This is a genomic window from Hyphobacterium sp. SN044, from assembly GCF_021864465.1.
Classification (GTDB): domain Bacteria; phylum Pseudomonadota; class Alphaproteobacteria; order Caulobacterales; family Maricaulaceae; genus Hyphobacterium.
The window spans coordinates 269,695-289,645 of sequence record NZ_JAKKUV010000003.1; the positions used below are offsets into that span (position 1 = coordinate 269,695).

Annotated in this window: 21 protein-coding genes; 12 read left to right on the top strand and 9 right to left on the bottom strand. The window is 64.2% G+C overall.

All coding sequences use genetic code 11. The features are described 5' to 3' along the window. Positions 1-4: 4 nt before the first annotated feature. Entirely contained in the window at positions 5-514 is a 510-nt protein-coding gene (locus tag L5876_RS06610; protein ID WP_236955342.1) for an arsenate reductase ArsC, read from the top strand. Beyond that, positions 511-1,572: an ACR3 family arsenite efflux transporter gene (gene arsB / locus L5876_RS06615; protein ID WP_236955344.1), complete on the top strand. Its 1,062-nt coding sequence runs from the start codon at positions 511-513 to the stop codon at positions 1,570-1,572. The genes L5876_RS06610 and arsB overlap by 4 nt, the downstream gene beginning before the upstream one ends. A 9-nt stretch (positions 1,573-1,581) precedes the next feature. Here the strand turns inward: arsB and L5876_RS06620 are convergent, their stop codons facing one another. The 4 genes from L5876_RS06620 to L5876_RS06635 form a co-directional block, all read right to left on the bottom strand. Then, complete coding sequence (locus L5876_RS06620) at positions 1,582-2,121, bottom strand: DUF6653 family protein (RefSeq protein WP_236955346.1); 540 nt, start codon at positions 2,119-2,121, stop codon at positions 1,582-1,584. A 2-nt stretch (positions 2,122-2,123) separates the two neighbouring features. Further along, complete coding sequence (locus L5876_RS06625; RefSeq protein WP_336886688.1) at positions 2,124-3,290, bottom strand: nitronate monooxygenase; 1,167 nt, start codon at positions 3,288-3,290, stop codon at positions 2,124-2,126. Continuing rightward, positions 3,287-3,727 carry a hypothetical protein gene (locus tag L5876_RS06630; protein ID WP_236955349.1) on the bottom strand — a complete coding sequence of 147 codons (441 nt, stop codon included), beginning with the start codon at positions 3,725-3,727 and terminating at the stop codon, positions 3,287-3,289. The genes L5876_RS06625 and L5876_RS06630 overlap by 4 nt, the downstream gene beginning before the upstream one ends. A 93-nt stretch (positions 3,728-3,820) precedes the next feature. Beyond that, the gene (locus tag L5876_RS06635; RefSeq protein ID WP_236955350.1) at positions 3,821-4,861 is read right to left on the bottom strand and encodes a GlxA family transcriptional regulator; all 1,041 of its coding nucleotides are present in this window, start codon (positions 4,859-4,861) and stop codon (positions 3,821-3,823) included. Between the two features lie 221 nt (positions 4,862-5,082). Between L5876_RS06635 and L5876_RS06640 the strand changes: the two genes are divergently transcribed. Continuing rightward, positions 5,083-6,522 carry a Do family serine endopeptidase gene (locus L5876_RS06640; RefSeq protein WP_236955351.1) on the top strand — a complete coding sequence of 480 codons (1,440 nt, stop codon included), beginning with the start codon at positions 5,083-5,085 and terminating at the stop codon, positions 6,520-6,522. Here the strand turns inward: L5876_RS06640 and L5876_RS06645 are convergent. After that, on the bottom strand, positions 6,519-6,926 hold the full coding sequence (locus L5876_RS06645; RefSeq protein ID WP_236955352.1) for a VOC family protein: 408 nt from the start codon (positions 6,924-6,926) through the stop codon (positions 6,519-6,521). The two genes, L5876_RS06640 and L5876_RS06645, sit on opposite strands and share 4 nt — an antisense overlap. A gap of 11 nt (positions 6,927-6,937) precedes the next feature. Next, positions 6,938-9,745: an Ig-like domain-containing protein gene (locus L5876_RS06650; RefSeq protein WP_236955353.1), complete on the bottom strand. Its 2,808-nt coding sequence runs from the start codon at positions 9,743-9,745 to the stop codon at positions 6,938-6,940. Between the two features lie 119 nt (positions 9,746-9,864). On the opposite strand from L5876_RS06650, the gene L5876_RS06655 reads away from it, so the two are divergent. From L5876_RS06655 to L5876_RS06690, 8 genes are all read left to right on the top strand, one after another. Continuing rightward, entirely contained in the window at positions 9,865-11,178 is a 1,314-nt protein-coding gene (locus L5876_RS06655) for a replication-associated recombination protein A (RefSeq protein WP_236955354.1), read from the top strand. Next, positions 11,175-11,981 (top strand): PIG-L deacetylase family protein, encoded by an 807-nt coding sequence (locus L5876_RS06660; RefSeq protein WP_236955355.1) that lies wholly within the window; start codon positions 11,175-11,177, stop codon positions 11,979-11,981. Before L5876_RS06655 ends, L5876_RS06660 begins: the two co-directional genes overlap by 4 nt. 106 nt (positions 11,982-12,087) lie before the next feature. After that, positions 12,088-12,462: a hypothetical protein gene (locus L5876_RS06665; RefSeq protein ID WP_236955356.1), complete on the top strand. Its 375-nt coding sequence runs from the start codon at positions 12,088-12,090 to the stop codon at positions 12,460-12,462. 73 nt (positions 12,463-12,535) lie between these two features. Continuing rightward, entirely contained in the window at positions 12,536-12,919 is a 384-nt protein-coding gene (gene crcB, locus L5876_RS06670) for a fluoride efflux transporter CrcB (protein WP_236955357.1), read from the top strand. Next, a complete protein-coding gene (locus L5876_RS06675) occupies positions 12,916-13,902 on the top strand; it encodes an RluA family pseudouridine synthase (protein WP_236955358.1) in 987 nt (328 codons plus the stop codon). The genes crcB and L5876_RS06675 overlap by 4 nt, the downstream gene beginning before the upstream one ends. Then, positions 13,899-14,591: an HAD-IA family hydrolase gene (locus L5876_RS06680; RefSeq protein WP_236955359.1), complete on the top strand. Its 693-nt coding sequence runs from the start codon at positions 13,899-13,901 to the stop codon at positions 14,589-14,591. Before L5876_RS06675 ends, L5876_RS06680 begins: the two co-directional genes overlap by 4 nt. Continuing rightward, positions 14,588-15,334 carry an ATP12 family chaperone protein gene (locus L5876_RS06685; RefSeq protein ID WP_236955360.1) on the top strand — a complete coding sequence of 249 codons (747 nt, stop codon included), beginning with the start codon at positions 14,588-14,590 and terminating at the stop codon, positions 15,332-15,334. The genes L5876_RS06680 and L5876_RS06685 overlap by 4 nt, the downstream gene beginning before the upstream one ends. 50 nt (positions 15,335-15,384) lie before the next feature. Beyond that, positions 15,385-16,029 (top strand): 2OG-Fe(II) oxygenase, encoded by a 645-nt coding sequence (locus L5876_RS06690; RefSeq protein WP_236955361.1) that lies wholly within the window; start codon positions 15,385-15,387, stop codon positions 16,027-16,029. Positions 16,030-16,107: 78 nt separating this feature from the next. Here L5876_RS06690 and L5876_RS06695 read toward each other — a convergent pair whose 3' ends face one another. Then, a complete protein-coding gene (locus L5876_RS06695) occupies positions 16,108-16,398 on the bottom strand; it encodes a GIY-YIG nuclease family protein (protein ID WP_236955362.1) in 291 nt (96 codons plus the stop codon). A 173-nt stretch (positions 16,399-16,571) separates the two neighbouring features. Here L5876_RS06695 and L5876_RS06700 point away from each other — a divergent pair, with 173 nt between their 5' ends. Then, positions 16,572-18,104: an acyl-CoA carboxylase subunit beta gene (locus L5876_RS06700; RefSeq protein ID WP_236955363.1), complete on the top strand. Its 1,533-nt coding sequence runs from the start codon at positions 16,572-16,574 to the stop codon at positions 18,102-18,104. A gap of 3 nt (positions 18,105-18,107) precedes the next feature. Here the strand turns inward: L5876_RS06700 and L5876_RS06705 are convergent, their stop codons facing one another. Both L5876_RS06705 and L5876_RS06710 read right to left on the bottom strand, forming a co-directional pair. After that, a complete protein-coding gene (locus tag L5876_RS06705; RefSeq protein WP_236955364.1) occupies positions 18,108-18,923 on the bottom strand; it encodes a hypothetical protein in 816 nt (271 codons plus the stop codon). A 150-nt stretch (positions 18,924-19,073) separates the two neighbouring features. Then, entirely contained in the window at positions 19,074-19,535 is a 462-nt protein-coding gene (locus L5876_RS06710; protein WP_236955365.1) for a DUF302 domain-containing protein, read from the bottom strand. Positions 19,536-19,951: the final 416 nt, after the last annotated feature.

Here is a 19,951-nt window from a genome sequence, read left to right on the forward strand (position 1 = left end):
TCCCATGACCGAGGCGAAGGTACGGAACGTCCTGTTCCTGTGTACCGGAAATTCGGCGCGGTCGGTTCTGGCCGAGGCGATCCTCAACAAGCAGGGGGCGGGCCGGTTCAAGGCGTATAGCGCCGGCAGCCAGCCGAAGGGTGAGGTTCATCCCCTCACGCTTGATACGCTTCGCGCGCTGAAATTCCCGGCCGCGGAATACCGTTCGAAGAGCTGGGACGAGTTCGCCGGCCTGGATGGCCCCGAATTCGATTTCGTCTTTACGGTCTGTGACAGCGCGGCCGCGGAATCCTGTCCCGTCTGGCCGGGCCAGCCCATGACCGCGCATTGGGGTGTGCCCGATCCGGCCGCCGCGACGGGCAGCGAAGCGGAACGCCGCGCGGCCTTCCTTGAAGCCTTCCGTCAATTGAACAACCGGATCTCGATCTTCCTGTCGCTGCCGATGGAAAGCATCGACCGGATGAGCCTGCAGCACCGTCTCGATGAAATCGGCCGGACCGGAGCGGCATCATGACGGCCGGCCCCGCTCAGTCTGCGGCGGCGTCGCCGCTTGGTCCGTTCGAGAAATGGCTGTCGGTCTGGGTCGGCCTGTCGATCCTGTCCGGCGTGGTTCTCGGCAATGTCTTTCCCGGCTTGTTCCGATCCATCGCGGGCGTCGAATACGCCTCGGTGAACCTCGTCGTCGCGGTCCTGATCTGGGCGATGATCTATCCGATGATGGTCGCCGTCGATTTCGGCAGCCTTCGCCAGGTCGGCGCGAAACCCAAGGGTCTCATCCTCACCATCGCCGTGAACTGGCTGGTCAAGCCCTTCACTATGGCCGCGCTCGGCGTGCTGTTCTTCGAATATGTGTTCGCGCCCTTCATCGCCCCTGCCGACGCCCAGCAATATATTGCGGGCCTGATCCTGCTCGGTGCCGCGCCATGCACCGCAATGGTGTTCGTCTGGTCGCAGATGACCAAGGGCGATCCGGCCTACACGCTCGTCCAGGTGTCGGTGAACGACGTCATCATGGTGTTCGCCTTTGCGCCGATCGTGGCCTTGCTGCTGGGCGTGACCGAGATCGCGGTGCCATGGGAAACGCTGCTCCTGTCGGTCGGGCTCTATGTCGTCGTTCCGCTCGTGGCCGGAGGGATCACGCGGGCAATGCTTCTGCGCGGTTCGGCCGGGACGTTGGCGGTGGACCGCTTCACGGCGCGGCTTAAGCCGGCGTCGGTACTCGGTCTGTTGCTGACCGTCGTTCTGCTGTTCGGCTTCCAGGCCGAAACCATCGTATCGCGTCCGGTCCTGATCGCCCTCATCGCGGTGCCGATCATCGTCCAGAGCTATGGCATCTTCGCCGTCGCATACGGCGCGGCCTGGCTCTGGCGGGTGCCGCACAAGGTTGCCGCGCCGTGCGCGCTGATCGGCACGTCGAACTTCTTCGAACTGGCCGTGGCGGTGGCGATCAGCCTGTTCGGACTGGGCAGCGGGGCGGCATTGGCGACCGTCGTCGGCGTGCTGGTCGAGGTGCCGGTCATGCTGTCGCTCGTCGCCATCGCAAACCGGACGCGCGGACGGTTCGCGGGATAGTCAAATCGGTCATACGCAACCTGTTTCCCATTCGAGCCAGACCATCCGGTCGAGAAACCAGAGCTTGAAGACCATCCCCGAAAGGTAACCCAGCAAGGTCAGCCACGGGTCGAGCGCAAGCACTCCGCACAGCAGGACCAGATGACCGAGTGCCGATGTTATGGCCAGCAGTCGTGGCACGATGCGGTGCTGACGAGGGAGGTCGCGCCTGCGGGTCTGCAACCAGATACGCTCGCCGAGCGTGGCCCTCGCTCCCCAATTGTCCAATGATCGCGGCCGGGGCGTCAGGCGCGGATTGATCCAGAGGAAGGCGATAGCCGCTGCCAGCGCGAGCAGCCACCAGTGTCCGATCCAGATGCGCGACCATCCGGCCATGATCAGCAGAGGCAGCCCCAAAAGGATGCGCGACCAGACACTCAGGGGGTGGGCGTGCCGCGCCCATACCGCTTCATTTCCGCCTGCGATCATCGGTCGTGAGCGCGGCCTGTCGAGCAACGACGACGCTCCGCTCGGGCGCCGATGGGTTGTATTTTCATTGCGGGACGGCATGTCTATTGACCTTCGATTTCATTGCCGTCCGAGCAGCCGGGATGACGCGAGCGGATCGCCAGTTCGGTTATGGTCTGCAGCGCGTCGCGGCTCATCTGCCGGACAATGTCGCCCGCAGTCTGCAGCGTCCGGATCTTTCCGGCGCTTTGCCCTGCGGTCAGGCAGAGCTGGTCGAGATCACCCGCTACATCGCGCGTCGGGAGGTAGGCCGAGAAGCGCGGCAGAGGCATGTCTCCGCCGGGCGTTCGCAGGATGCCGGCCGTCTGCCCCGCTGTGACGGCGAGGGCTTCATCCACCCGGTCCGCCCATTCGTCGGTCGCGGCATTCCGGATGACGCGCATCGGCTGGTGCGGCATTTCCGGACCAAACAGGGTGGTCGAAATCGTGTCTTCGACGCCAGCCTCAAGCACGCGCGCCTTGTAGCCGTCGTGCGCGTCGGCCTCATGGCTTGCGAGGAACCGCGTCCCGCACCACACCGCTTCCGCTCCGAGCGCGAGCGCGGCAGCCATGCTGCGGCCATCGCAGATGCCGCCTGCGGCGATCACCGGTATCGGCGCAACCGCATCCCGGATTACCGGAAGCAGGTTGAATGTTGTTGCGACCGAGCGGTTGTGACCGCCGGCTTCAAGGCCCTGGACGATGATCGCCTCAGCGCCGAGCGCCTGAGCGTCGCGCGCCTCGTCGACGGAACCAACCTGCATCCAGAAGGCCGTGCCGCCATCCTTTATGCGCGCCACCTGTTCTGAAGTTGGATTGCCCCAGAAGACGACGCAAAGGGCGACCGATTCCTCCGCGAGAACATCAAGGTGAGCGTCCGTGATCATTGGTGCCAGAAGGTCGACACCGAAAGGCCGCGATGTGCGTGCCTTGACGGCGCGTACCATGGCCCGGAGCGCGTCGGCCGGTGCGATGTCGGCTCCCAGCATGCCGAGGCCTCCCGCATTCGACACGGCTGCGGCGAGATCGGGGCGGGCGACCATGGCCATCCCCGCATTCAGAATTGGTGTTGAAAGGCCAAAGCGGCGCGTGATTTCGGTTTCGATCATGGTGTCTTTTCCTGTGAGAGGGCGCGAACAAGGGCGCCCGCCGGCACATTTGCCGGGCCGGGGAATTTCCTTGTTTGAAAGTTGGTTGAGTGCTGCCGAGTCAGGCCTGGCCAGGGATTTCACACGGGTTCGGCTTCACCGCGCATCAGCTTCCAGCCCGCGATGCCGATCAGGAGGAAGCTCACATTTCCTGCGAAATCGAGCAGCATCCAGGACGTGAACATTTCCGAGACCCATACGAACCAGGCGTTGAAGACGAAGAACGGGATCGATGCGAGAAGTCCGAAGCCGAGGAAGGTTGCAGCGGTGAAGCGGGACAGCAGCATCAGTGCGCCACAGAGGATCGCCTGCGCGCCGAAGCAACCCAGGAGGAGGGCAGTCGTCGCGCTCAGATGCTGATACTCGGGACGGAGCGAGAGCGTCTCCACCATGTGGGGTGTCATAAGGCACCAGCCGCCCAATCCAATGAACACCGCTGCCTGAAGGTGCTTCAACAGGCGAGCGGTGCGTCGTCGATCGGCGCGAAAATCCGTGAATTCCGAAATCTGTTTGCCCGGCATGGCATCACCTCGTGTCTGCGGCGGATACAGCGTCTGTTCCGGATCGCCGCGAATGCCTGATGCCTCTGACGTACTCCCCGGACGCTACGGGGACTATGACAACGACCCTTCAGATTCTGCCAAAGTGCTGCCGGGGCGCCTCACCATTGCCCTCAGTTCGACGGGCGACTTACCAAAGACCCGGCGGAGCGCGCGACGCAGGCCTTGTTCGTTGCGCAGTCCGGATCGTTCGGCGATCCGGACCAGCGGCAACTGAGTTGTTTCCATCAACTGCCGGGCGCGCTCCGCCCTGAGTGTCTCGACGAATCTTGCCGGAGTGCTTCCTGTACGTTCGACAAACCGGCGGGCGAAATTTCGCGGACTCATTCCCGCGAGGTCCGATAGCTCGGTAACCGAAATCTGGACATGCAAATTCTCCGAGAGCCATTGAAGCATGCCGTCGAAACGGTCGCTCGCCTCCATTTGCATGACGAGCGCCGCCGAAAGCCGGCTCTGGCTCGCGCCGCGGCGCATGGGGAGCAGCCCGGCCTTGGCGATGGCGAACGACATGGCGCGACCGCATTCGCGCTCGATCACTTCGAGCGTAAATTCTACGGCGGGCATCGAACCCGCCGTGGTCACGATAGGACCGTCCTCGACCCAAAGCGGATCAGCCTCGAACTCGATCTCCGGGTAGGCATCCCGGAAGGCGTCTGCGGCTACTGAGTGGACGGTGGCGCGACGTCCATCGAGAAGACCCAGATCTGCGAAGATCATTGCGGCCGAACCGACCGCGACGAGCCGGCAGCCGGACGCGGCGATGGCGCACATCGCGCTGCGAAACTCCGTATCAGCGAGGAGACGTTTTTGCAGTTCCGGCATCGCACTGCCGACATATATCAGGTCGAGACTGGTCCTGATTTCGGACAAGCTGCGTTCGGCAAAAATCGAATAACCCGACCAGGTAGCGACCGGCCCTCTCTTCAGCCCGATCATCACCGTCTCGAATTCCGGACATGCCAGGCCTTCAGCTTGGGCGATGACGGGAGCAAGACGGAACATGTCGACCTCCCAGAGGATGTCGCTTGCCGCCATACCCTCATACAGGAAAAAGCCGATCCGCCGGACTACCGGCCGCCCGCCGACGACCGTCATGTTTCCCGTCCCGGATCAATTACCCGGATTTGATGATCGCCCATCCGCACCTCTCGTTTCGAAAGAATGACGCAATTCATACGATACGTCGAACCATGTCCCCCCTTTCGCAGCCGTAACGGGCGCGTCATATTGAATTCATGGGAGAGGCGGCTTTCTTGGACAGGAAGCCGCCTTTTTCCTATTTGAAACCGGTATCCGTCCGAAGGGGAGCTGACGTGATGAACCGCATCGCCATTCTTGCCATTGCCGCCGTTCTGACCACCGCCGCCTGCGGTGCGCAGGAACCGGTCGACGAGGCGCTGACCGGCGCACCGCAGAGCGAAACCCTGGCCGATGCCGATTTCCGCGAAGTCCCGGCGAGCCAGGGGCAGATGATGCTGTCCTTCGCGCCGATCGTGCGCGAAGCGGCCCCGGCCGTGGTGAATGTCTATTCCACGCGCGTCACGCAGCGGCGCATGGATCCCTTCTTCGAACGCTTCTTCGGGCCGCAGGGACCGCAAAGCGATGTCCAGCAATCGCTCGGTTCGGGCGTGATCGTCGATCCCTCCGGCATCATTGTCACCAACAACCACGTCGTCGAACAGGCGACCGAATTGCGCGTCGTGCTCAACGACCGCCGCGAGTTCGAGGCCGAAATCCTGCTGGCTGACGACCGCACGGACCTTGCCGTGCTGCGCGTCATCACCGACGAGCCGCTGCCGACCTTGCCCTATGCCCAGCCCGGCGCGGCGCAGATCGGCGATATCGTGCTGGCGATCGGCAACCCGTTCGGCGTGGGTCAGACCGTGACGTCCGGCATCGTGTCCGCGCTGGCGCGCACCGAGGTCGGGGTGACGGATTTTGCCTTCTTCATCCAGACCGATGCGGCGATCAATCCGGGCAATTCTGGCGGCGCACTTGTGAACATGGACGGTCAGCTGATCGGCGTGAACTCGGCGATCTATTCCCGCTCGGGCGGATCGAACGGGATCGGATTCGCCATTCCGATCGAAATGGTCCGCCGGGTGGTCGATGCCGCGATGACCGATGGCGAGCTGATCCAGCCCTGGCTGGGTGCGCGCCTGCAGACGGTGACGGGCACGATCGCCGACAGCCTCGGTCTTGACCGGCCGCAGGGCGCGCTCGTGGCCGACCTCTATCCGGGCTCCGCTGCGGCGACCGCCGGGCTGGAGCAGGGCGATATCGTCCTCGCCATCGACGGGGTCGATGTGAATGACGAGGCCGGGGCCAATTTCCGCTACGCGACCCGCGCAATCGGCGAGGAGGCCGCCTTCAGCGTGATGCGCGATGGCCGCCGGATCGATGTCACCATTCCTGTGCGCGTCGCGCCGGCCGATCCCGATCCGGACCGGCAGGTGATTGGCGGACGCAACCCGCTCGCCGGGGCCGAGTTGGCCAATTTGTCGCCGGCCTTCAATGACGAGCTGGGCATCGATCCGTTCGCGCGCGGCGTGATCGTTCTGGCAGTTCAGCGGGGCAGCGCGGCGGACTATTTCGGCCTCAGGCCCGGCGATCGGGTCCTGATGCTGCAGGACCGCCGGATCGACCGCGTCGAGGATGTCACCGACGTCGTCTCGGGCGAAAATGACAGCAAGTCATCCTGGCCGATCGCGATCGAGCGCCGCGGTCAGCGCGTGGAGCGCACGCTGCGGCTCTAGCCGTCCTTTAGAGTCACCACGCTCCAGACATGGCCGAACGGGTCGCGCAGCTTGCCGTGGCGGCCGAAGAATTCGCCGGTGACGGGGCGGAGTATTTCCGCACCCGCCATTACTGCCCGATCAAACCAGGCGTCGGCGTCGTCGACAGTCAGATTGATGGTAACTGTGGTCCGGTTGCCGAGCGTCGGTGGGGCGACATTCCCCGTCAGATGTTCGATCTCGGGAAACTCGTCAGCCAGCATGAGAATACCGCCATTGATCCGCAGGGTGGCGTGACCGAGCTTGCCTTCATGATCGAAGCGTTCGAGTTCCTCGGCAGCAAAGGCTGCCTTGTAGAATTTGATCGCCTCGCTGCCGCCCCGTACCGAGAGGTAGGGGGCGGTGGCGCGTTTTGGCTCGGTCATGTTGCCTCCGGTCAGCGCGTATAGGTCTCGCATTCGTTCATCACGGCCTGGCCCTCGACCTTGCAGATCTGAACCTGGCCGAAATTGATCCCCGTATTGGGACCGCGAAAGTTCACCGCATAGTAGGGGAGTGTGCCGCGGTTCTGTTCGGGGAAAACATTGCCGCCGACCACGCCGTCGGCTGATTCGCCGGCAATCAGGAAGTCGAGACGGTCTGTCACGGTCAGGCAGAGGTGCGTGATGATCGCCTCGGCCTCGGTCAACGAGACCGTTCCGGTTGCGTCGCCGTTGAAGGTGGCGAGGCGACGCAGAATGCGGCTGTTGGTCGGGCGGTTCGGCATGCAGTTGGTGAAGGCTTCCAACTCGACCGTCCCTGTCGCTGCAGCCGAGGTGCCCGAGGCGTTGACGGCCTGGAACTGGAAGCTCACCGACGAGCCGCTGTCGGGAAGGTCGATCTCGAGAATGCCGCGGACATCGTCGAACGTGTAGGGCGCGGTCGGCGGAGTGGAAAGCACGAAGCGTTCGATGTCGCCCGACGCAAAGTCGTCAAGATCGACCCGGTAAGTCCCGTCGACATCGTCGGCCTCGGTGAAGTTCGACACGGTGGGCACGGGCAAGGCCGTTACGGTGATATCTGCCGTTGCGGATGCGGAAGCGCCCGCACTGTTGACCGCCCGGAAGGTGAAGCTGTCCGATCCGCCGATGGACGGCGCGGTGTAGGTGTATTCCCCCGTCGCGGCATTGAGCGTGACCGAACCGAGCGTCGGCTGGCTGACGATTTCAAAGGATGAAGCATAGCCGGTCAGCTGATCGGCCAGGGAGCCGGTCAGCGTCTTCGTCGCCTCGACGCTGCCGCCAAAGCCGGAGACGGTTGGGGCCTGCAGGCCGGCTTCGTCTCGAATGGCGACCGAGGTGGAGCCGCGGACCACACCAGCGACTTCCATCTGAACCTGGAAGCGATGCCGCGACACGAAGGGGGTCGGCCAGGTGGTGCGGACGAACACGCCGAAGGTCGGGGTCTCGCCGGCCCCGACATTGAGCGTGACGCTCGGTGCCGCGGGAGACATGCAGGCGCCCGACGCATTCGTCTGGCAAACCTCGCCGGTCGCTGGCAGGGCCGGATCGAGCGAGCGGGCGCTGACAGTCACTTCGCCCGCGCCGCCGATATTCGCGGTGGCAACCGAGAAGACGCCGCGGCGGCCGGCCGGCACGTCGACGATGCCATTGCCATTGATCGTGGCGGCCAGGGCGACAAGGTCCGGGCCACCAATGGCGTCAGAGCCCAGATTGACCGTGTTGAGACCTGCGGTGATCTCGGCCATCGGCACGTTGGCGCAGGATACGAAGGGGGCGAAGGACACACCGGACACGTCGGTCGACGGCGTCAGGGAGATCACGAAGGTCTGGAAAGCGCGCGCCGGGATGTCGACCGGCGTGTTCGGGTCGCCGATGGCGCCATTCGTGGCCGGGTCTGTACGCTGATAGGTGAAGGCATTGCGATCCGGGCCATGGTGCTGCACGCGGCAGCTCTCGGCCGTGACGTCGTTCGGGTTCACGACGGTCATGAAGACGGTGGCCGGCGATCCCGTCTGCACGAAGCGGCTGGTCGGCAGAACAGCCGACCGCATGCGATTGAGCGGTACGGCGGTCTGGCGATTACCGGACACGCTGTATTCTCGCAGGGCTCGCGAGGCGTCAGCTTCGTTCGGTTGACCGACCGGAACGCCGCAGACGCTGCCGCGATCCGGGCAGGGACGTGTCGCGTCCGAGAATTCAAGCCGCTGTTCCGAACCATAGGACATCAGCGAGCCATAAATTCCGCCGAGCACGTACTCGTCGCTGATGAGAAAGCCTCGCGCCCAATCGACCGGGAGGCCCGCCGTGCCGTCGGTGTCGAGGCCGTGGGCGATCCCGAGATTGTGACCGGTTTCATGCGCCAGCACGGTGCTGTTGTGGCAGACATTGTATTGCGGAGCGATGCCGTATTCGAGCGTGGGATCGAGCAGAAGCGCGATGCCGCAGAACGTGTCCCGTCCGGGCACCTGCACCCGGTTGATCGAGTAGATGTCCGCACCGAGACGGTCCATTGCCGTTCCAGTGCCTTCGAAGCCATTGATCTGGTCGAAGATTTCACTGATCAGCGTAAAGCCGCCGCGGTCCGCCGTCAGATCGACGAAGCCCATGTCAGCGATCGACGCCGTCATAGGGACGTTCGAATTCGCGAAGGCTGCCGTTGCACGGCCGACATCGGCTGCCGCCAGATCGACCAGGCCCCAGCCATATTGGTCGATCATGGTCTGGTCGTAGGCGTAGAACATGTCCACGACGCCATTGCCGGCCTGGGGCGACGCCGTGGACGGCCGGCCGGCGGATGCGGACGGGACGACATGATCCGTTCCGAAGGCTGTGTCCGGCGCGGGCCGCAGGACGAGTTCGCCGTGAACCGAGCCCTCGACCTGCCAGGACTGTCCGTCAATCACAACCGAGCCGAAGACGGCGTTCAGACCACGGACCAGATAGAGTTCACCCTCGCCATCGGTAGCGTGGGCAAAGAGGGACGTGCCGCCAGCGACAGTGGGCTGGACCGCACCGATCCGCATCCGGGCGATTTCACCGCCGGGCAGGGGCAGGGCCAGGGTCCGGCCGGCGCGTTCGGCGAAGACGTCGTCGTTCAACCTGAGTGTGCGTGCCGGGGATTCCCCGACTGCGGCATCTGCCGCGGTGGCGTCAGACTCGATGGTCCAAACGGAGATATCGTCTGCCATTGCTGCCGCGGAAACCGACAGCATACCCAACGCACACACAATTTTGCGGATCATCTATCACTCCCCTTTGCGGGTTTATAGACCAGCAAAATCACAGACTTGCAACACTGCATGGTTAAAAACTGCCGATATCCGTTTCAGCCAAAGCCCGAACCCGCCTAGTCTCAAAGGCGATGAGCAATCTGTTCGAAGCGGCCGGTATGGACGACGGAGCGCCGCGGCCTCTGGCCGACCGGCTGCGTCCGCGCATGCTCGACGAGGTTGTGGGACAGGACCATCTCCTGAAGGGCAGGGGGCCGATCGCCCGGATGCGCGATCAGGGCCGGATTGCCTCGATGATCCTCTGGGGACCGCCGGGGGTCGGCAAGACCACGATCGCGCGCCTTCTGGCGCAGGATTCGGGTCTCGAGTTCGAACCGCTCTCGGCGGTATTCTCCGGGGTCGCAGACCTCAAGAAAGTGTTCGAACGCGCCCGGGCGCGGCGGCAGGCCGGTCGGGGAACGCTCCTCTTCGTCGACGAAATTCACCGCTTCAACCGGGCGCAGCAGGACGGCTTTCTTCCCGTGGTCGAAGAGGGCGTGATCACGCTGGTCGGGGCGACGACGGAAAATCCGTCCTTCGAACTGAACGCGGCCCTCCTGTCGCGCTGCCAGGTGCTGGTTCTCAAGCGTCTCGGCGACGAAGCGCTCGGCCAGCTGCTGGACCGGGCCGAGGCGGACTATGGCAAGCCACTGCCGGTCACGCCGGAAGGCCGGGCGACGCTGACGGCGCTGGCCGACGGGGACGGGCGCTATCTCCTGAACCTCGCCGAGGAAGTGTTCGAGAGTGAACCGGATCATCCTCTTGACCCAGCCGAGATCGCGGAACTCCTCCAGAAGCGGGCCCCGGCCTACGACAAGGACCGGGAGGAGCACTACAATCTCATCTCCGCGCTGCACAAGGCGGTCAGAGGCTCGGATCCGGACGCTGCGCTCTACTGGCTGGCGCGGATGCTGGGCGCGGGGGAAGACCCGCTCTTCCTGGCGCGGCGGATCGTGCGCATGGCGATCGAGGATATCGGCCTCGCCGATCCGACCGCCATACACGCCGCGCTGGCCGCCAAGGATGTCTACGACTTCCTGGGATCACCCGAAGGCGAGCTGGCATTGGCGCAGGCGGTGGTCCATCTCGCCTGCGCGCCGAAGTCGAACGCGGTCTACACCGCGTGGAAGGGCGCCATGAAGACGGCGCGGGAAACCGGCAGCCTGATGCCGCCGAAACACATTCTCAACGCGCCGACCAAGCTGATGAAGTCCGAAGGCTATGGCTCGGGATACGAGTACGACCATGATGCCGAGGGCGGCGTCTCGGGGCAGGACTATTTCCCGGACGAGATGAAGGAGCGGCCGGTCTTCTACCGTCCGACGGACCGCGGACGGGAGGCGGTGATTGCCGAACGGCTCGAGCGCTGGCGGTCAATCCGGGATAAAAGGCGGGGCGGGAAATGACCCGGCTCGTGCTGAATACGGTCAGCTCGGTTCTCGCCGCATTGCTGATGCTGACGCTCGCTGCGCTGGTCATCGGACGAATGATGTTCGCCGAGCCGGGCGTGGCAGAGATCCGCTCTGTGCGCACTGCGCTCGAGGCGGACCGGATCCTCTTCGTTTTCGCCCATCCCGATGACGAGATTCTCGTCACCGAACTGATTTCGCGGGCGGTGGAAGAAGGCATCGAGGTAACAACGCTGACCGCGACGCGCGGCGAGGCCGGGACGCAGTATCCGCCCGTGGTCGATCAGGCCTGGCTGGGCGTGGTGCGAGAAGCGGAATTGCGGCGTCACGGTTTCGCGCTGGGTGTCGCGCGCCAGATCGTGCTTGGTCTGCCTGATGGCGGGGTGCCGGATACGTCCGATGCTGAACTGTCGGGAATGGTCAGCGCCGTCATCGGGGAGGTTCAGCCGGACCTGATCGTCGGCTTTCATCCCGCCAGCGGGATTTCGATGCATCCCGATCACAGGGCGATGGGCCGGGCGGCGGAACTGGCGGCGGGCGAGATCCCGCTCCTTTACGTGTTGGGGCCTCGGCCCGGATTTCGGCGGTTCGGCGGGGAAGCGCAGCACCAGGTCGCCGATCTTCAGCCCGAGCCGTCCTTCGCCATCGACGCCGACCCGCGGTTGAAGCTGCGAGCGTGGAACATCCATCAATCCCAGACCCGCTATATCCAGGGCACGACGGGCCTTCCGGCCTGGGTGCTCTACTCCTTGTGGCGGCAGGAATACTACGCCTGGGCCGAAGATCAGGGGACGCGCTGAGCCCTCCGTCTCCGGGGAATGCCTCGTCTTCCCGATCCCGCTTGTGACGATTTCATGATAGAGCCAGAAGCGGTGCGCGCAGGGGGCGCATCCTGGAGGGATCATCATGAAAATCGAACGTATTCACTTGACGCTGGGGCTTGTCTGGCTGCTCGCGGGCATGGCGCTGGGCGAGCATATGGGCCGCACCGGCGATCACGGTCAGATGCCGACCCATGCGCACATCATGCTCCTGGGCGGTGTCCTGTCGCTGGCCTGGGCCATTCTGTACAAGGTGTTCAGCCTGCCCAAGGGCATTCTGGCACTGATCCAGACGGCGGCGCACCATATCGGCACGATCGTGATGGTGGTGTCGCTCTACCTGCTCTACGGGCAGTTGGGCGATCCGGCCACGCTTGGCCCGATCCTCGGCGTCTCGGCGCTTCTGGTCATGCTGTCAGTGCTGCTGATGCTGGTCCTCAGCTTCCGCGCGAAATCCTGAACGTAACGCAGGGGCGGGGCGTTCAGCCTCGCCCCTTGCACCTCCGCGCGCCGGGGCGTATCCCGCGCGGGGCATGACCCAGCTTCTTCTCATCGGTCTCGGCGGCGCGATCGGCGCGGTCTCCCGGCATCTGTTCGGGCAGTGGACGCTGCGCGCAGTCGGGCCGGAATGGCCCTATGGCACATTCGGCGTGAACGTCGTCGGCGGGCTGATCATGGGCCTGTTCATCGGCTGGCTGGCCGGGGCGGGCCGGGCCGACGCCAATATGCTGCGCAGCTTTGTTGCGGTGGGCATGCTCGGCGGGTTCACGACCTTCTCCGCCTTTTCGCTCGACCTCGTGGTGATGATCGAGCGCAAGGCCTATGCGGGCGCGCTGGGATATGCGCTTGCCAGCGTGATCGCATCCGTGGTCGCGCTGTTTGTCGGACTTCTGATCGCGAGGCGGTTGATCGCATGAGCCAGGTACAGACCCTTACCGTCGGGCAGGGCGACGATGGCGCGCGGCTGGACCGCTGGTTCAAGAAGCGCTTCCCGCATATCAATCACGGCCAGGTGCAGAAGCTGCTGCGGACCGGCCAGGTCCGCGTCAATGGCGGGCGTGCCAAGCCCGACACGCGCCTGGAGGCTGGACAGGAAATCCGTATTCCGCCGCTGCCCGAACCCACCGAGGTGAAGGCGAAGGATTCCATCAGCCGCGAGGACGCGGCGATGGTCCGCAAGATGGTGATCTACGAGGATGACGACCTGATCGCCTTCAACAAGCCGTATGGGCTGGCCGTGCAGGGCGGCACGAAAACGACGCAGCATCTCGACCGGCTGCTGGCCGCCTTCGGCAAGGACGACATGAAGCCGCGCCTCGTCCACCGGCTCGACCGCGACACGTCCGGCGTGATCATCGCTGCGAAAACGCTCGAGAGCGCCTCGCGCCTCGCCAAGGCGTTCCAGAACAAGGCGGCGGAGAAAACCTACTGGTCGGTCGTTCTGGGCGTGCCGCGCCCGAAGACCGGCGAGGTGAAGGGCTTCATCAAGAAGTCCTCCGCCGGCAAGGGCGGCGCGGACCGCGAGATCATGGTTCCCGCCGAGCATGGCGATCCGGACGCACAATACGCCCGTACGCTCTACACGACGGCCGGTGAGGCGGGGCAGAAGGCGAGCTTCGTCGTGCTGCGCCCCATCACCGGGCGGACGCACCAGTTGCGTGTCCACATGGCGGGCATTGGTCACGCCATTCTGGGCGACGGGAAATACACCTGCGACCGGGAAACGCCGGGCGGGCTGGAGCGGAAGCTGCACCTGCATGCGCGGCGGCTGGTCCTGCCGCTGGGCAAGCGCAATCTGGTGCTGGAAGCGCCGCTGCCCGACCACATGAAGCGGACCTTCGACAAGCTGGGATTCGACCCGGACGTGATCGACGAGAGTGCGATCGAGGACTTGCTGTGACCCCGCCGAAACTCGCCCTGTTCGATCTCGACGGGACGCTGGTGGATTCGCGCCAGCTGATCCATGCCTCGATGGATGAGGCGTTCCGCGTCTGTGGCCTCGGCGGGTGCGAATATGACCATGTGCGCAAGATCGTTGGCATCGAGCTGACGCAGGCGGTGCGCATGCTGCTGCCCGAGGATTATCCGGACGAAGGCGCGGCGAGGGTGACGCACACCTTCCGCGAAAGCTTCGTGCGGTTGCGCGCCGACGGCACGCATCTGGAAGGCCTTTATGACGGCGCGCTCGATCTCTTGGCGCATCTTGAGCGTGACGGCTGGCTGTTGGGCGTGGCGACGGGTAAGCCGCGCCGGGGGCTCGACCACATCCTCGACACGCACGATCTGCACGGCTTCTTCGTGACGCTGCACACCAGTTGCACCGGGCCGGGCAAGCCCGATCCGCGCATGGTGCTGGAGGCGATGGCGGCGACAGGAACAACGGCGGACCGGGTCGCGATGATCGGGGATTCCACGCACGACATCACGATGGCGATCAATGCCGGAGTGCGGGCCAAGGGGGTCACCTGGGGCTTTCACACCGCCGAGGAATTGAGCGGGGCGGGCGCGCATGATGTCTTCGACCGGTTCGAGGACCTTCGGACCGGGCTCGACCGGTTCGGCAGCGGTATCGGAGTGGCAGCGGAATGAGCGGTTTCGAGACCAAGCCGGGCGTGCGCATCCCGACGCAGAAGGATCACCTTCCGAAACGCTTCTACAAGACGGCGGGAGTGGCCGAAGGCGAGGGCGGTCACGCCGTGACGCTGGACGGGCGGCCCGTGCGCACGCCCATGAAGCGCCCGCTGGCCTTCCCGACGGCCGCGCTGGCCGCCGATGTCGCCGCGGAATGGGAGGCGCAGGCCGAACGGATCAATCCCGTCACCATGCCGCTGACGCGTCTGGCGCACGGGGCGCTTGATGCCGTGCCGGGCAACCGGGATGCCGTCATTGCGGAAGTGCTGAAATACGCTGGTACCGATCTGACGCGGCATCGCGCCGAAGAGCCTGCGGACCTTGCGGTGCGCCAGGCGCGCGCCTGGGACCCGGCACTGCGCTTTGCGGAGGAGACGCTGGGCGCACACCTGCCGGCGGTGACGGGCATCCTGCCCGCCGCGACGTCTCCGGCGGCGCTCGCGGCGCTGAAGGATCAGGCCGACGGTTACGATGACTGGCGGCTCGCCGTGCTGGGCCATGCCACAGCGGTGACGACCTCGGCCGTGCTGGCCTTCATGCTGTGCGAGGGCGTGCTGTCGGGCGAGGAGATCTTCGCAGCAAGCCGTGTCGACGAGACCTGGCAGGCCGAACACTGGGGCGAGGACAGCGAGGCGGCCGAACGCGCCGAGGTGCTGCGCACCGAACTCGTGGCCTGCGCGCGACTTCTCGCCGCGCTTTGACGCGGGGCTGCAAGCGGGTATTGAGTCTGCGGACTTCAAGGGAGGCCGAGATGGCCAAGACCGGACCGGGCGGCATGCTGGACTTCGATGCGCTGCGAAATGCCGACAAGCGCACCCAGCCCTTCAACTATTTCATCGCCACGGGCGCCGTCACAGAGGACGAGGCCGAGGCGGTGCGCGGTGACTATCCCGCGATCAACAAGCCGGGCTATCTGCCGCTGTCGAAGCTGGAGGCCTCCGGCGCGTTCAAGCGACTGACCGACGATCTGAACAGTGCGGAACTGGCCGAGGTCCTGACCGAGAAATTCGGTGTCGATTTCACCGGCAAGCCGCGCATGATCACCGTGCGCCGCCTGTCGCAGAAGTCCGACGGGCCGATCCACAACGATTCCAAGTCGAAAATCCTGACCATGCTGATCTATCTCAACAAGGAGTGGGACGGCACGGGCGCGGGGTGCATCCGCGCGCTCAACGGTCCGGACGATTTCGACGATTTCGCCGACGAGGTGCCGCCGCTGTCGGGCTATGTCTTCGCCTTCCTGCGCGACGAGAATTCCTGGCACGGCCATCTTCCTTACGAGGGCGAGCGCTATGTCATCCAGACCACCTTCCTGACGAGCCAGGAAGAGCTCGACCGCAAGGAAAACCGCGGCGGGTTGCAGTATTTCCTGAAGAAGCTGAACCCGTTTCAGTAGTTTACGTTCGTCATTCCGGCGAAAGTCGGAATCCAGATTGTGCGTCGTTCTGGATCCCGACTTTCGTCGGGATGACGCTCATATGGATAGGTCAGCATACAAATCGCGCCATTCCGGATTGGCTTTCTCGATCAGTTCGATTTTCCAGGCGCGCCTCCACTCCTTGATCTGTTTCTCGCGTGTGATGGCGTTCTCCATCGTGTGGTGTGCTTCGAACCAGACGAGCGTGCGGACCTTGTAGCGCGCGGTGAAGCGCGAGCCCTGACCGTTCTTGTGCTGCCAGACGCGGCCGATCAGTCCACTGGTCACGCCGACATAGAGCGTGCCGTTCCGTCGGCTTGCGAGAACGTAGACGCAAGGCTGTTTCATTCCTGGGTTGTACTGGATTCCGGCTTCCGCCGGAATGACGTTTGCGCGTCCGCCAGAATGACGGCGATGGGGAAGCCGGAATGACACTCCCCAAACGCACCGGAAAATTGCCCCGCCGCCCCTCCCGGTGCTAACTGGCGTGAAAGCCGGAAACGCAGGGGCGACACGATCCGATGAAAGACATTCTCGAAGAGCTGGAACAGCGGCGCGAGCGCGCCCGGTTGGGCGGCGGCGCGGATCGCATCGCCAAGCAGCACGAGAAGGGCAAGCTGTCCGCGCGCGAGCGGATCACGCTCCTGCTCGACGAGAACAGCTTCGAGGAATGGGACATGTTCGTGGAGCACCGCTGCACGGACTTCGGCATGGCGGGCAAGACGATTCCCGGCGACGGCGTCGTCACCGGCCACGGCACGATCAATGGCCGCCTCGTCTATGTCTTCTCGAAGGATTTCACCGTGTTCGGCGGCTCGCTTTCGGAGACGCACGCCCAGAAGATCGTGAAGGTGCAGAAGGCTGCTGTGCAGAACGGCGCGCCGATCATCGGCATTTTCGACGCGGGCGGGGCGCGCATCCAGGAGGGCGTCGCCTCGCTGGGCGGTTATGCCGACATCTTCCTGCAGAACACGCTGGCCTCCGGCGTGGTGCCGCAGATCTCGGTCATCATGGGGCCGTGCGCGGGCGGGGACGTCTACTCCCCGGCGATCACCGACTTCATCTTCATGGTCCGCGACACGTCCTACATGTATGTCACCGGCCCGGACGTGGTGAAGACCGTCACCAATGAGGAGGTGACGCATGAGGAATTGGGCGGGGCATCGGTCCACGCCAGGAAGTCGGGCGTCGTCGACGGTTCGTTCGAGAACGATCTCGAAGCGCTCGTGCAGATGCGCCGCCTGATCGATTTCCTGCCGCTGTCGAACCGGGAAACCCCGCCGACGCGGCCGGTCTATGACCATCCGGACCGGTCCGAACCCAGCCTCGACACGCTGGTGCCGAACAATCCGAACAAGCCCTATGACATCAAGGAGCTGATCGAGAAGGTGGCCGACGAGGGCGACTTCTTCGAGATCAGCCCGGAATTCGGCAAGAATATCGTCGTCGGTTTCGGGCGGCTGGAAGGCCAGCCGGTCGGCTTCGTCGCGAACCAGCCGATGAGCCTCGCCGGCGTGCTCGACATCGACGCCAGCCGCAAGGCGGCGCGCTTCGTGCGCTTCTGCGACGCCTTCAACATCCCGATCGTCACCTTCGTGGACGTGCCCGGCTTCCTGCCCGGCACGAAGCAGGAATATGGCGGCCTGATCAAGCACGGCGCGAAACTGCTGTTCGCCTATGCCGAAGCGACGGTGCCGAAGCTGACCGTGATCACGCGCAAGGCCTATGGCGGCGCGTATGACGTGATGAGCTCAAAACATCTGCGCGGCGACGTAAACTATGCCTGGCCGACAGCGGAAATCGCGGTGATGGGCGCGAAGGGGGCCGCGGAGATCATCTTCCGCGCCGACGCGAATGATCCGGAAAAGATGGCCGAGCACGCGAAGAATTACGAAGCCCGCTTCGCCAACCCCTTCGTGGCGGCGGGCCGGGGCTATATCGACGACGTCATCCAGCCGCGCAATACGCGCCGCCGCCTGATCCGCGCGCTGCGCACGCTGAAGCACAAGAAGGCGTCGAACCCCTGGAAGAAGCACGACAATATTCCGTTGTGAGGATCAGGCCGACCGTGGGTCGTTTGTCGCAGCAATCGTCGCCTCAATAAGGATTGCGAAGAGGGTATCCGATACGCGTTCATACTCTGCCTGACGCTTGTCCGAGCCGACCCATTGATCGTTCCAACTCCCCATGCCGCCAAACGCCCAAGCGCGGGTGACGGCGGACAGGACTTCAGCCCGCTCGGGATGGATGTTCAGCCCGGCAAACGAGATCCCGTTTTCGGTCAAGCTGATCCGCCTTTGAAGCGTATCAAGCGCGGGTTGGAAGAAGTTGTCTGACCACATTTCAAGGCCGTTCGAGCGCGCGAATTTGATAATCCTATCAAGCGCCTCGATGAAGTTTTCGCGCGATATCGCAAGCTGCGGTGCGTCCGCGATGAAGTCCGCGGGTTCACCGGAAAATCCGTAGCGCCATCCGAGCATGTTGTTTTGCGGGCCGAAGTCAGGCTTCAGGTTGCACAACCAGACGAGCCGCTCTTCCCGCATCGAAGTCACGATGAACCAGGTGCCGCCACCCCCGACAAAACCGGCCGTCATACGACTGTGCCGTTCACTCTCCTTTGGATGGCGTGCATAGCTGATGTCGGCAAATGACATACCTTTCCCGATCAGCATTTCGAGCCATCGATCGAGCGCCTTCCTGGGCTCGCGATAGGGAAATTTCTCCGCGTCGTACTTCTTGCCGAACCTGAAATGGAGCTCGGTCAGCGCTTCCAAGCCGTGATTTCGGTCAACGCCATCAACAACGTTCCTGCCTTGAGCAGCTTGCTGGGCGGCGATCGTCAAAAGGATGTTGAGGAGAAGTGTTCCGTTCAAGGTTCGTACGCTGGAATCGAGAATTTGGTTCGAACCTAACCGTAGGACGAATTCGAGCGAAAAAACAAAGGTGAAACAATCGTCACTCCCGCGCAGGCGGGAGTCCAGATTGAACGGTTCTCTGGATTCCGGCTTTCGCCGGAAAGACGCCTATTCCTCCCCCGTCACTTCGCGGGCAAAGCCGTTGAGGGCTTCGGTGAACTGGTCGAGCGCGTCGCCGCGCGACAGGCCGTGGCGGGCGGCGATGGCGTCGGGGTCGGTATAGGCGAGCCAGACCTCGCCATCGTCTTCCCACACCAGCATGCGCACCGGAAGGTCGAGACCCGCCGTGCGGCGTTCCGCGATCAATGGCGTGCCGAGCGCGGGATTGCCGAAGATGATCAGGCCGGTCGGTTCCATCTCGACGCCGGCGGTTTCCGCGCCGGCGGCATGGTCGACCCGGGCGAAGATGCGCGCGCCGCGGCTTTCGGCCTCGGCCTCGATCCGGACGAGCGTCTCGCGCACGGAATACTCGCTTTCCAGCACGATCACGCCTTCGGCCTGGGGCGCTGATGGCGTGCAGGCGGCGTGGGCGAGCGTGGCCGCACCGGCGGCGAGGACGAGATGTTTCATCGAGAGTCTCCCTTTGGATGGGAAAGCTTTCGTATGGGGGAGGGTTCCGCTGTCTCATTCCCTTCTCCCCTTTTGAAGGGGAGAAGGTGCCCGAAGGGCGGATGAGGGGTTCTGCTCCGGAACCGCGGATGGCGTATACACCCTCACCCCTGACCCCTCTCCCCCAAATGGGGGCGAGGGGAAGAAGTGCCGGGATTCCTGCGCAGGCGGGGATCCAGAATGCCTGGCGCTTTGGGTTTCTGCCTTCGCAGGAACCCCGGTTCTCTTCTCAGACGTCACCCCGGCGGAAGTGTTGTGTCCCGTGAGATTGTTGAGGCGCTGAGCGGGGCTTTCGTAATCGAGACATCGCAGGCGGGTCTGGTTGTAGTTTCGGACGAAGTCGAGGATGTAGCGGTTTCGCTCCTCGTGGGTGTCGA